The sequence below is a fragment of the Actinomadura roseirufa genome (genome assembly GCF_900659635.1).
Taxonomy (GTDB): Bacteria; Actinomycetota; Actinomycetes; order Streptosporangiales; family Streptosporangiaceae; genus Spirillospora; species Spirillospora roseirufa.
The window spans coordinates 1-12547 of record NZ_CAACVB010000229.1; the positions used below are offsets into that span (position 1 = coordinate 1).

General features: G+C 75.0%; 11 protein-coding genes. 6 read left to right on the forward strand and 5 right to left on the reverse strand.

Annotated features, from left to right (window positions below):
• Together E1291_RS45475 and E1291_RS32480 are read left to right on the forward strand one after the other, a co-directional pair.
• Positions 1-433: ATP-binding cassette domain-containing protein (locus tag E1291_RS45475; RefSeq protein ID WP_131741899.1), on the forward strand; the 433-nt coding region annotated here is incomplete at its 5' end.
• 41 nt (positions 434-474) lie between these two features.
• Entirely contained in the window at positions 475-2361 is a 1887-nt protein-coding gene (locus tag E1291_RS32480; protein WP_131741900.1) for an ABC transporter ATP-binding protein, read from the forward strand.
• An 85-nt stretch (positions 2362-2446) separates the two neighbouring features.
• On the opposite strand, the gene E1291_RS32485 is transcribed toward E1291_RS32480, so the two are convergent.
• A complete protein-coding gene (locus tag E1291_RS32485) occupies positions 2447-4528 on the reverse strand; it encodes a S9 family peptidase (RefSeq protein ID WP_131741901.1) in 2082 nt (693 codons plus the stop codon).
• Positions 4529-4707: 179 nt separating this feature from the next.
• Here E1291_RS32485 and E1291_RS32490 point away from each other — a divergent pair, with 179 nt between their 5' ends.
• The 4 genes from E1291_RS32490 (at position 4708) to E1291_RS32505 (ending at position 8311) form a co-directional block, all read left to right on the forward strand.
• On the forward strand, positions 4708-6138 hold the full coding sequence (locus E1291_RS32490; RefSeq protein WP_131741902.1) for a serine/threonine-protein kinase: 1431 nt from the start codon (positions 4708-4710) through the stop codon (positions 6136-6138).
• A gap of 87 nt (positions 6139-6225) precedes the next feature.
• On the forward strand, positions 6226-7122 hold the full coding sequence (gene mshB / locus E1291_RS32495) for an N-acetyl-1-D-myo-inositol-2-amino-2-deoxy-alpha-D-glucopyranoside deacetylase (protein WP_131741903.1): 897 nt from the start codon (positions 6226-6228) through the stop codon (positions 7120-7122).
• Between the two features lie 22 nt (positions 7123-7144).
• Positions 7145-7732 carry a DUF6113 family protein gene (locus E1291_RS32500; protein ID WP_131741904.1) on the forward strand — a complete coding sequence of 196 codons (588 nt, stop codon included), beginning with the start codon at positions 7145-7147 and terminating at the stop codon, positions 7730-7732.
• Positions 7733-7756: 24 nt separating this feature from the next.
• Positions 7757-8311, forward strand: coding sequence for a flavin reductase family protein (locus E1291_RS32505; protein ID WP_242614517.1), 555 nt, complete (start codon positions 7757-7759; stop codon positions 8309-8311).
• Positions 8312-8410: 99 nt separating this feature from the next.
• Here E1291_RS32505 and E1291_RS32510 read toward each other — a convergent pair whose 3' ends face one another.
• The 4 genes from E1291_RS32510 to E1291_RS42450 all read right to left on the reverse strand — a co-directional run.
• A complete protein-coding gene (locus E1291_RS32510; protein ID WP_131741905.1) occupies positions 8411-10024 on the reverse strand; it encodes an MFS transporter in 1614 nt (537 codons plus the stop codon).
• Positions 10021-10668 carry a PadR family transcriptional regulator gene (locus E1291_RS32515; protein ID WP_131741906.1) on the reverse strand — a complete coding sequence of 216 codons (648 nt, stop codon included), beginning with the start codon at positions 10666-10668 and terminating at the stop codon, positions 10021-10023. The genes E1291_RS32510 and E1291_RS32515 overlap by 4 nt, the downstream gene beginning before the upstream one ends.
• A gap of 128 nt (positions 10669-10796) precedes the next feature.
• On the reverse strand, positions 10797-11762 hold the full coding sequence (locus E1291_RS32520) for an LCP family protein (RefSeq protein ID WP_131741907.1): 966 nt from the start codon (positions 11760-11762) through the stop codon (positions 10797-10799).
• A 152-nt stretch (positions 11763-11914) separates the two neighbouring features.
• The coding region (locus tag E1291_RS42450; RefSeq protein ID WP_207401058.1) for a glycosyltransferase family 2 protein at positions 11915-12547 on the reverse strand (633 nt) is incomplete at its 5' end.

The following is a 12547-nucleotide window of genomic DNA, read 5'->3' on the forward strand; positions in this document are numbered from 1 at the left end:
TGACTGGAGTTCAGACGTGTGCTCTTCCGATCTCGCCGCGGCCGCCGAGGACGTCGCCGCCGCCGTCGGCCTGGACGCGCACGTGGCCGAGGCGGGCCGGGAGTTCTCCGGCGGCCAGCGGCAGCGGCTGCGGCTGGCCCGCGCGCTGGCCGCCGACCCGGAGGTGCTCGTCCTGGTCGAGCCGACGAGCGCGGTCGACGCGCACACCGAGGCGCGCATCGCCGGGCGGCTCGGCCCGGCGCGCGAGGGCCGCACGACGGTGGTGTGCACGACCAGCCCGCTCATGCTCGACCGCGCCGCCCACGTCGCCTTCGTCGAGGACGGCCGGGTCACCGCCGAGGGCGCGCACCGCGACCTGCTGAAGACAGATCCGCGTTACGCGGCCGTGGTGACCCGGGGCGAGTCCAGCGGACCGCCGGCCACCACCCCCTGACCCCGCTCGCCGCTGGGACCGCACCGAGGAGAGGCTGACCCGTGAGCACCGAGATCCTGCCGGTCGCCACGCCCGCGCAGGTGCGGGCGTACGCGCGCCGGCTGACGCTGCGACATCCGCGCGCCCTCGCCGTGGCGCTGGGCCTGCACGCGCTGGCCGCCGTGACCGGCCTGGTCGCGCCGCGGCTGCTCGGCGGGCTGGTCGAGGACGTCCGCGCCGGCGGGGACGGCATCGACCGCGCCGGGCTCGCCATCGCCGGCTTCGTCGTCGCGCAGGGGGTGCTGGTCAGGTACGCCTTCTACGCGTCCGCGCGGCTGGGCGAGCGGGTGCTGGCCGACCTGCGGGAGGAGTTCGTCGACCGGGTGCTGGAGCTGCCGCTGTCCACGGTGGAGCGCGCGGGCACCGGCGACCTCGTCGCGCGCACGTCCCGGGACGTCGACACCCTCGGCACGTCCGTCCGGCACGCCCTGCCGGAGACGCTCGTCGCCCTCGTGACCGTCGCGCTGACCGCGGGCGCGCTGCTGCTCACCGGTCCGCTGGTCGCCCTGCCGTGCCTGGTCGCCGTCCCGCTGCTGTGGGGCGGGATGCGCTGGTACCTGCCCCGCGCCCGGGGCGGCTACCTGCGCGAGAACGCGACGTGGGCGGAGATGACCGACGGCCTCGCCGAGACCGTGCACGGCGCCCGGACCGTCGAGGCGTTCGGCCTCGCCGGGCGGCGGCACGCCCGCGGCGACGCCGACATCGCCGCCACCTACGCCGTCGAGCGGTACACGCTCGGGCTGCGCACCGTGCTGTTCCCGGTGATCGAGCTGGGCTTCGTGCTGCCGGTCGCCGCGACGCTGCTGGCGGGCGGCTGGCTCTACATCCACGGGATGGCGTCGCTGGCGCAGGTGACCGCCGCGACGCTGTACGTCCAGCAGCTCATCGGCCCGGTGGAGATCCTGCTCACCTGGCTGGACGAGCTGCAGCTCGGCGGCGCGTCGCTCGCGCGGCTGCTGGGCGTCGGCGAGGTGCCCCCGGACCGGACGCCGAACGGCCGCCGCCCGGCGGGGGAGAGGCTGACCGCCGGGAACGTGCGCTATTCCTACCGTCCCGGTGAGGACGTGCTGCACGGCGTCGACCTCGACCTGCGGCCGGGGGAGCGGCTGGCGATGGTGGGGCCGAGCGGCGCGGGCAAGTCGACGCTCGGGCGCCTGCTGGCGGGGGTGGACGGGCCGCGGTCCGGCTCGGTCACGCTCGGTCCCGCGGGCCGGGACGGCGACCCGGCGGCCGGGGAGCGCGACGAGGGGACCGTCCCGCTGGTCGACCTGCCGCTGGACGAGCTGCGCGGGCACGTCGCCCTGGTCACGCAGGAGCACCACGTGTTCCGCGGCACGCTCCGGGAGAACCTCGTGATGGCGCGGCCGGGCGCCTCCGACGCCGACGTCCGCGCGGTCCTGGAGGCCGTCGGCTGGGACGGGCCGGACCTGGACACCGTCGTCGGCTCCGGCGGCGCGACGCTGTCGCCCGCGCAGGCGCAGCAGCTCGCGCTGGCCCGGCTGGTCCTGGCGGACCCGCACACGCTGGTGCTGGACGAGGCGACCTCGCTGCTGGACCCGCGCGCCGCGCGCCGGCTGGAGCGCTCGCTGGCCGCCGTGCTGTCCGGCCGGACGGTCGTGGCGATCGCGCACCGGCTGCACACCGCGCACGACGCCGACCGCGTCGCGGTGGTCGAGGACGGCCGGATCACCGAGCTCGGCACGCACGACGAGCTGATCGCCGAGGACGGCTCGTACGCGGCGCTGTGGTCGTCCTGGCACGGCGGCGAGGACGGCGAACGGGACGGTGACCGGGACGGCGGCGGGAACGGCGGCGGGAACGGCGGTGCCGACGGCGGCGGGGACCCGGGCGAGAACCGCGGCGACGCCCGCGAGCCCGTACGCCGCTGAACCCTGCCGCCTCCCCTGCCGCCGCCCCCTGCCGCGGGGCGCGCCCGGGGCCGCCTTCTCGGCGGGCCCCGGACGCGGCCCGCGGTCAGCGCCGCAGGGCGGACTTCAGGAAGTCGACCTGGATCAGCAGGAGGTTCTCGGCGATCTCCTCCTGGGGCGTCATGTGGGTCACGCCCGACAGCGGCAGGACGCTGTGCGGCCTGCCCGCCGCGACCAGCGCGGACGACAGCCGCAGCGCGTGCGCCGCGACGACGTTGTCGTCGGCCAGCCCCTGGATGATCATGAGCGGCCGGTCCAGCCCGGCCGCCATCTCGATCAGCGAGTTGGCGGTGTAGCCCTCCGGCTCCTCGTCGGGGTGGCCGAGGTACCGCTCGGTGTAGTGGGTGTCGTACAGCCGCCAGTCGGTGACGGGCGCGCCCGCGACGCCCGCGTGGAACACGTCCGGGCGGCGCAGCACGGCCAGGGCGGCGAGCCAGCCGCCGAACGACCAGCCGCGGATGGCGACCCGGTCCAGGTCGAACGCCTCCGGGTGCTGCCGCGCGGCCTCGATCAGCGCCGTGATCTGGTCGTCCAGGACGGGCCCGACGAAGTCGCCGCGCACCGCGCGCTCCCAGCCGGGGCCGCGTCCGGGCGTGCCGCGGCCGTCGGCGATGACGACGGCGAAGCCCTGGTCGGCGAGCCACTGCGCCTCGCAGTAGGCCCGCTGTACTGCCAGGACGCGCTGCGCGTGGGGGCCGCCATAGGGGTCCAGGAGGACGGGCAGCTTGCCGTCGCCGGGCTTCCAGCCGACCGGCAGCAGCACGGCGGTGCGGATCTCGGCGTCGCCCACCCGCAGCAGCTCGACGGCGGGCGTGATCACCGGCGTCTCGGCGAACGAGGCGATCGGGTGGACGCCGGACGGGCCGCGCACCTCGGTCTCGCTACCGTGCCGGTCGAGCCGCGAGCCGGTCACGACCGTGATCCCGCTCGACCGGACGCCGCCGAACACGCCCTGGCCCTCGGTGAGCCGCGTCACCTTCTCCGCCTCGTAGGAGAACAGGTGGATCTCGGTGGGCTCCTCGGACGCGGTGAACAGGATCGACTCGCCCTCCACCCCGAGCACCGAGCGGACCTGGAGGCCGGGGGGCGTGACGGGCGTCCCCCCGACGGTGATCCGCCGCGTGTCGGCCGTCCGGTCCTCGGTGATCCAGACGAGCTCGCCGGCGTCGGTGCGGGCCGGGATCCCCGCGACGACGTCCGTCCACTCGGGGTCGTGCTCGTTGTGCAGCAGGGACGTCTCCCCGTTGGACGGGTCGACGCGCAGCACCCGCTGCGAGCGCTGGTCCCGGGGCTGGACGACGATCAGCAGGCCGTGCCGGTCCCACGCCGTGGTCACCACGTACGGGAACTCCCCGCGGTCCCAGGCGACAGCCGTCCGCCCGCCGTCCACCTTCAGCAGGACGAGGTTCACCAGCGCGTTGGGGGTGCCCGCGGCGGGGTAGGCGACCTCGGCGGGCGTCCGCTCGGGGTTGGCCGGGTCGGCGATGTACCAGCGCTGGACGGGCGTCTCGTCGACGCGGGCGACCAGCAGCGTCCCCCCGTCCGGCGACCACCAGTAGCCGCGCATCCGGTTCATCTCCTCGGCCGCGACGAACTCGGCGAGGCCGTAGGACACCTGGTCGGACTCCGGCCGGACCAGGGCCCGGTCGTCGCTCCCGTCCATCTCGACGACCCGCAGCGTCCGGCCGGAGACGTAGGCGATCCGGCGGCCGGCGGGGTCGGGCCGCGGGTCGAAGACCGGAGGCTCGGCGGGCAGCTCGCGGACCCGGCCTGAGGCGAGGTCGGCGACGTGGAGGCGGCCGGCGAGCGTGAACACCGCCTGCGTCATGGCCCGGTCGGTGGCGTACCCGACGATGCCGCCCGCCTGCTCGCGGGCGCGCTCGCGGCGGGCCCGCTCGGCGGCGGGCAGGTCCTGCTCGCCGGGGACGTCCAGCGCGGCCGGGTCGGCGACGAGCCGCTCCTCGCCCGTCGCGGTGTCCAGCGTCCACAGGCAGGTGACCGGGTCGTCGCCCGCCCTGGTGCGCAGGAAGGCCACGCGCGTCCCGTCCGGCGCGATCTGGAAGGCGCGCGGGACACCGAGGGTGAACCGCCGCGTGCGGGCGCTCTGCCGCGGATAGCTGATGCTCATGGAATCGAGTGTGCCAGCCCGCGAACCCGGCGGAAGTACGGCGCACGGGGCCCCCCCGGGCCTATGATCACGGGTCGTCGCCGTGCGGGCGGTGAACGGCCCGTGGCCCGGTCCGCGCTCGCGTAAGCTCGGAGCTTCCCCAAGCACATTCTGTCGTCGCGGGCGCTAAGGAGTGGTCCATGCCGGAGCTGCAGCCGGGAGATCCCCGGCGGCTGGGCTCGTACGAGATCGTCGAACGGCTCGGCGAGGGCGGCCAGGGAGTCGTCTACCTGGGCGTCGACGCCTCCGGGAACCAGGCCGCGATCAAGCTGCTGCGCTCCGACCTCGCCGGGGACGCCTCCGCGCGCAACCGGTTCGTGCGCGAGGCGCAGGCGGCCAAGCAGGTCGCGCGGTTCTGCACCGCGCAGGTGCTGGAGGCCGACGTCGCGGGCGACCAGCCCTACATCGCCAGCGAGTACGTCCCCGGCCCGTCGCTGTACAAGCAGATCACCGAGAGCGGCCCGCTCGGCGGCGCCGCGCTGGAGCGGCTCGCGATCGGCACCGTGACCGCGCTGGTGGCGATCCACCAGGCGGGGATCGTGCACCGCGACTTCAAGCCGCACAACGTGATCATGGCGCCGGACGGGCCGCGGGTCATCGACTTCGGCATCGCGCGGGCGCTGGACACCGGCCAGACCGCCGCGACCAAGGCGATCGGCACCCCGTCGTACATGGCGCCCGAGCAGGTGGCGGGCGCCACCCTCACCGAGGCCGTGGACGTGTGGGCGTGGGCGACCACGCTGGTGTTCGCCGCCACCGGCCGCCCGCCGTTCGGCGACGACACCGTCGTCGCGGTGATCAACCGGGTGATGCACGAGCCGCCGACGCTGCAGGGCCTGCCGCCGGACCTGCACCGGCTGATCGCGGCGGCTCTGGTCAAGGAGCCCACGCGGCGGCCGACCGCGCAGCAGCTGATGATGGCGCTGATCGGCAGCGGGCCGGGCGGCGCCGGGCAGACCCGGATGGACGACCCGGCCCAGGCCACCTCGCTGCTGGCGGAGGGCACCACGCTCGCCGCCGGGCCCGGCGCCGCCGCCGCGATGATGGCGGGTCACGGGCAGCACCCCGGCGCGCAGACCCGCCGGGTCACCCCGGCCGAGTACACCGGCGCGCTGCCGCCCGTCCAGCAGCCGCCCGGGCAGCCGCCGGGACGCGGCGCGCACACCGGCTACGACCGCTTCGAGCCGGAGCGCAGCTCCAAGTGGCCGATCTTCGCGGCGGTGCTGGCGATCGCGGCGCTCGCGCTGGTCGTCGGGCTGTACATGGCGAGCCGGAATGACAAGTCCCCCACCGGCCCCGCCTCGCCCACGACGTCGGAGACCGACACCTCCTCGGAGAGCCCGACCGACGAGCAGACCGACGAGCCGACGCCGACCCGCACCCGGACGCGCGTCCCGACGACGACGCCGACCTCGCGGATCCCGACCCGGGAGACCCCGACCAAGGAGACCCCGACCAAGGAGACGCCGACCAGCGAGGCTCCGACCACCGAGCCGCCGGTGACCGAGCCGACCGACCCGACCGGGCCCGAGGGGGGCAAGAAGACCGGCGGGATGAAAATCGGCGGATAGCGAACCGAGTACCCTACCCGCCGGGCGACGGGCGGCGGACAGGGCGGTCATCGCCGGAGGTCCGCCGCCTGAGTAGGCTCGTCGTCTATGAAGGAGCCGCGGATCCTGTTCGTCCACGCCCATCCGGACGACGAGTCCATCGGGACCGGGGCGACCATGGCCAAGTACGCCGCCGAGGGCGCCCACGTCTGTCTCGTCACGTGCACGCTGGGCGAGGAGGGCGAGGTGATCCCCGACGAGCTGCGCCACCTGGGCTCCGACAAGGAGGACCGGCTCGGCGAGCACCGGATCGGGGAGCTGTCGCGGGCGTGCGCGGCGCTCGGCGTGCGGGACCACCGTTTCCTCGGCGGCGCGGGCCGCTGGCGCGACTCGGGGATGATGGGCGCGCCGACCAACGACGACCCGCGGTGCTTCTGGCGGGCCGACGTCGACGAGGCGGCCGGCCCGCTCGCCGCGGTCATCCGCGAGATCAGGCCGCAGGTGATCGTGACCTATGACGATCGCGGCAACTACGGGCATCCCGACCACATCCAGGCGCACCGCGTCACCCGGCGGGCCTATGAGCTGGCCGCCGACCCCGCGCACGGCGGGGACGAGCCGTGGCGGGCGGCCAAGTTCTACGCCTACGCCACGCCGCGCACCGTCCTGGCCCGCGCGATCGCCGTGATGCGCGAGGCCCGGCTGCCGTTCTCCCGCGTCGCCGGGCTGGACGAACTGGGCTCCGGCGTCGCCGACGACGCGGTGACGACCGTGGTGGACGCCCGCGCCCACCTGCCCGCCAAGCTCGCGGCGCTGCGCGCGCACCGCACCCAGATCGTGGTGGCGCCCGAGCAGGTCGGCCCGTACTTCGCGCTGTCGAACAACCTCGGCCAGCAGGCGTTCGGCACCGAGTACTTCATCCTGCAGGACGGCGAGCCCGGCCCGGCCGGGCCCGGCCGCCGCGAGCGCGACCTGTTCGCCGGGCTCCGGGACCCGGGAACCTGACCGGCTGGATACGCTGGCCGGTGTGGACGAGGACGACCAGGCCCGGGTGAGCCGCGCCGGAGACGCCCGCGCGGCGGCGGACGCCCCGGCGCGGGGCGGCGCGGCCGAGCGCGTCCCGCCGATGGACACCGACACCGTCTCCGCCGGGGACGCGGTCCCCGCGGAGCCCGCGGGAGCCTCTGTGGCGCGGGAGGAGCCGACCGGGGGCGGTGCGTTCGCGGCCTTCGTGTCCGGGGCCGTCTACGCCGCGCTCGGCCTCCTGGGAGGCGTGTTCGGGCTCGTCGGGTCCTACGCCCAGGGCTGGACGGCCGGTGACGTGCCCGTCGCCGCCGTCGTGCTGGTGCCGCTGGTGTTCGCGATGGTGCGGCTGGCCGGGTGGGGGACCGGTGGCCGGATCGGCGCGACGGTCCCCGCGGTCGTGTGGGGCGTCGTGGTGTTCGTGATGTCGATGCGGCGTCCCGAGGGCGATCTCGTCGTGCCGGCGACGCTGTCCGGCTACGTGTACATCATCGGCGGGATGGTCGCGGCGGTCCTCGGGGTGGCGCGCGTCCCGTCCGCCGGCCCCTCCGGCCAGTGGCTGCTGGGGCGGGCCGCCCGTACCCGCGGGTAAGCGCGTGAGTACAGTGGCCTGCTTGTGACCAGTGACCCCCCGCGCGCCCGCCCGCCCGGCCCGTCCAAGTCCCCGGCCGGGCCCGCCGCGCCGGACGTGGACCCGGCGCGGTTCCGGCGGGTGGCGGGCCGGTTCGCGACCGGTGTGGCGATCGTGACGACGGTGGCCGACGGCGCGGACCACGCGATGACGGTGAACGCCTTCACCTCGGTCTCGCTGGACCCGCCGCTCGTGATGTTCTGCGCCGAGAAGATCGCGCGGTTCCACGACGTGGTGCTCGGCACGGGGCTGTGGGCGGTGTCGCTGCTGACCGAGGACATGGCCGACGCCTCCCAGTGGTTCGCGACGCGGGGCCGGGCGCTGGACGGTCAGCTGCGCGGGTGGGAGCACACGCGCGGCCCGGCGACGGGCGCGGCCGTCTTCGCCCGGGCCGTCGGCGCCCTGGAGTGCCGCACCCACGCCGTCCACGACGGCGGCGACCACAGCATCGTGGTCGGCGAGGTCCTCGCGCTGGACGTCCCCGACCCGGGCGGCCTTCCGCTCGTCTTCTACGACGGCCGCTACCGCGAGCTGGGCTGATCCCTGCCGGGCCCCTGCCGGCGGCGGGCCCGTGCTCGCGCGGACGGCGGGCCCCGGGTCGTGAGAATCCTCACAACCCGGGGCACGTAAGGGGCGCGGTCAGCCGGGCAGTGAGGCGGTCTCGGGCGGGGTGTCCGCCGGGGTCCGTGACCGGTAGCCCTTCATCCCGAAGCAGGCGGCGGCGCTGAGCAGGATGATGGCGATCGGCAGCAGCATCGTCGGCTTCATCGCGTGCACGAAGCCGTGCGAGAACACCTGCCCGGCGAGCTCCTGGATCCGGTGGGCCACGGCGGGCGGCACGCCCGGGGGGAGCTGCTGCTGGGCGCCGGTCTGGCCGGCGCCGACCTCCAGGCCGCCCTTGCCGGCCTTCGCGAAGCCCGACACGAACCGCTCCCGCGCGTCCGGCGGCAGGGACGCCGAGCGGGTGGCCGCCTCGTCCCGCAGCGAGGCCGCGAGGCGGTTCTGCAGCAGGGCCCCCGCGGCGGCGCTGCCGAGCACCGAGCCGATCTGCCGGGTCGTGTTGTTCACCCCGGACGCCGCGCCCGCCAGCCGCGGCGGCACGTTGCGGGTCGCCTCGGTGGCCATCGGCGCGAACACGCCGCCGATGCCGAGCCCGCACAGCGACAGCGGCGCGATGAACGAGGTCCAGCTCATCCCGACGTCGGCGATGGCGACCAGCCACAGCATGCCGAGCGCGTAGGCGGTGAGCCCGCCCATCAGGATGAACTTGCCGCCGATGCGGTCCGACAGCTTGCCCGCGACGGGGGCGAGGAACATCGACACCACCGAGGACGGCGCCATCACGAGCCCGGCCTTGAGGGCGCTGAAGCCCAGCACCGACTGCATGTAGATCGTCAGCGGCAGGAACATCCCGATCATGCCGACGGACACGGCCGCGCCGACGAAGTTCAGGATCGTGAAGTTGCGGTCCCGGAACAGCGAGAACGGCACGAGCGGCTCGCCGGCCTGCTGGGTGCGCTGGTAGACGACGAAGATGACGAACAGGCCGCCGCCGGCGGCGATGAGCCCCCAGATGCCCTCGTCCCAGTTGTACTTCTGGCCCTCGGTGAGCCCGAACACCAGGCAGAACAGCGCGGCCGAGGCCAGCAGCACGCCGAACACGTCGAAGCGGTGCCGCACCGTCCGGGTGTGGCCGGGCAGGATCGGCACCGCCATGGCGAGCACCAGCACGCCGATCGGCAGGTTCACGAAGAAGATCCACCGCCAGTCCAGGCTGGTCACCAGCAGCCCGCCGATCGTCGGGCCGGCCACCGTGGACACCCCGGCCACCGCGCCCCAGATGCCGAGCGCCGCGCCGCGCCGCTCCGGCGGGAACACGTTGATGATGATCGACATCGTCTGCGGCATCAGCAGCGCGGCGCCGAGGCCCTGCACGGCGCGGGCGGCGATCAGCTGCGCCGGGTCCTGCGCGATGCCGCAGGCCAGGCTGGACAGCGTGAACAGGGTGACGCCGGCGATGAACAGGTTCTTCTTGCCCCACAGGTCACCGAGCCGGCCCGCGGTGATCAGCAGGACGGCCAGCACCAGGATGTAGGCGTTGGTGATCCAGAGCACCTCGTCCAGCGAGGCGTGCAGTTTGTCGATCATGCTCGGGATCGCGATGTTCACGATCGTCAGGTCGAGCAGCGTCATGAAGAAGCCGAGGGAGAGCGTGAGCAGGATCGCCCACGGGTTTCCGCGCCACCTGGTCATGGGGTCTCCGTTCCGGTGCCGGTCGAGTGGTAGTCGTGGCAGAGGTCGTGCTCGTCGCGCGGATGGCACGTCGCGCCCCGGTCGTCCTTCCAGGTGAGCCGCCCCGACTCCAGGTCGTCGCGCAGGACGCGCACGAAGTCCAGCTCCGAGCGGGTCCGCGACAGCGTCCACTCGTGGTCGACCAGCTTGTAGCGGGCGATGCCCTGCTTGATCAGGGAGTCGTAGAGGGTCTGATGGCCGGCGAGCCGCGCCTCCAGGGCGGTCGCCCGGTACCGCAGCCGCGCGGCGACCTCGTGCTCGGGCAGCAGGTTGATGAACGCGAGCCCGGTGCCGAGGAGCGGGAACTCCTCGCTCGGCTTGGCCAGCAGCTCGCCGAGCCGCATGTGCGCGGCGTCGCGGCCGGCGCTGGTGACCGCGTAGACGGTGCGCTCGGGCCGGCGGCCCTCCCGGCTGGTCTCCAGCGGTTCGATGAGCCCGGTCGCGGCCAGCCGCTCCACCGAGTGGTAGAGCGAGCCGTGCGTGATCTTCACGGCCTGGTCGTAGGCGTGGTCGCGGATCCGCTGCTGCATTTCGTAGGGATGCATGGGGTTGTCGCACAGCATCCGCAGGACGGTCAGCGCGAGCGGCGTCAGCGGTCGTGACATGGGGGACCTTTTACTTCGATATGGATTAGTCCACTCAGACTAATCCATCCAGACCTCGAACGTGAGACGGGGGCGGTCGTCCGGCCCGGGGACCGGTGGAGGCGCAGGTGGCGGCGAGGGGGTCCGGGTCAGCGAACCGCGTCCACCGTGTTGGCCGCGCCGTTGCGGGACAGGTAGTCGCCCACCCGGTCCGCCCGGACGGCGGCCAGCAGCGCCCGCGCTCGCGCGTCGTCCAGCAGGAGGACGTTCTGCCCGCCCTGGTCGGCGGACCGGGCGACGGGGAGGGTGAGGTACTCCATCAGCGAGATCCGCGTCAGCCGCGCGGCCAGCCCGCGCAGCGTGCCCGACGACACCGTCTCGTCCACGGCCACCGAGCGGGTCGTGGCGCGGATGAACCGGTCGATGCGCAGCGGGTTGCGGGTGTCCACGGCCTTCTCGGCGAGCGCGTGCAGGAACGCCTGCTGGCGCTTGATCCGGTCGAGGTCGCCGCCGGGCAGGTTCCACCGCTGCCGGACGAAGTCCAGCGCCTGGACGCCGTTCAGGTGCTGGTGCCCGGCGCGCCAGGTGCGGTCGTGCATCGGGTCGTGGGTGCGCCGGGTGACGGTCACGTCGACGCCCCCGAGCGCGTCGGTCATCGTCACGAAGCCGGTGAAGTCCAGGGTCGCGTAGTGGTCCACCCGCACCCCGGCGAGCTGCTCGACCGTCCGGATCAGCAGCGGCGGCCCGCCGAACGAGAACGCGGCGTTGACCTTCTGCGGGCCGTGTCCGGGGACCGGCACGTAGGCGTCCCGGGGCACCGCGATCACCGAGACCCGGTCGCCGCGTCCGGCCAGGTGCACCAGCATGATCGTGTCGGCGCGGGCGCCCATCTCGGGCCGGTCGGCGCGCCGGTCCGAGCCGATCAGCAGCCAGTTCTCGCCGCGCCCCGGCGCGGGCCGGCCGCGCTCGGCGGGCAGCGCCCCCGACAGCCGCCGGATCTGCCCGTCGTAGGCGCGCTGGAGCAGGTAGGCGCCGCCTCCCAGCAGCAGCGCGAAGCCGGCGGCCAGCGTGCCGCAGCCGACCAGGACCCGGCGTCTCCTGCTGCTCTCCCGCATGGGGCGAACCTGCCCCCGCGCCCCGCGCGCCACCCGCGGGCGGGTGCTTCACGGGGCAAATCTTTGATCATCCTGGGAACTGTCCTGGAGTGTCCCCCGCGACCGTCCCGAGCGGTTCCGTCCCTCCTGGGCGGGCTCGGTCCGCCCAGGGTTCAGCTGCGGCGTGCCGGCGCCGGGAGCAGCAGGCCCGTCATGCCCTCGGCCCGGCCGATGGCCCTGTGCAGGTGGCGGCGGGCGTCGGGAAGGCGGCCGCGCGCCGCGTCCAGCACGGCGGCCCCCAGCGGGCGGGCGACGACCCTGGCGCACGTGTACGCGCCGTAGTGCCGCCGGTAGACGCGGCCCGTCCCGCGCGCGGTGTGCCGGGCCTTGGCGCGGTGGGCGGGATCGGACGCCTTCGCGTCGGCGGGGTCGTGCTCGTACACGCGGATGCCCGGGTCGTAGACGAGGGTCCGCCCGCTGTGAAGGGCGCGCAGGAGGAGATCGGTCTCGGCGCCCGACTGCCACGGCGTCCCCGAGCCCGCGCCGAGGCCCTCGTCGAAGCCGCCGGTCGCGCGCAGGAGGTCCGCCCGGAAGAAGCACGTCTCGGTGCGCGCGTGCGACCAGACCGTCCGGGCGTCGATGGGGCGGGGCTCGTCGGGGAACCGCCACCGCGCCCGGTCGCCGCCCGTGGCGAGCAGCCGCCCGGACGCGACGTCCGCGCCGCCGGCGAGCGTGCGGGCCGCGCGGGCGAGGGCGTCCGGCGGGTACCAGGTGCCGTCGTCGGGGAACGCCACGACGCCCGCCGG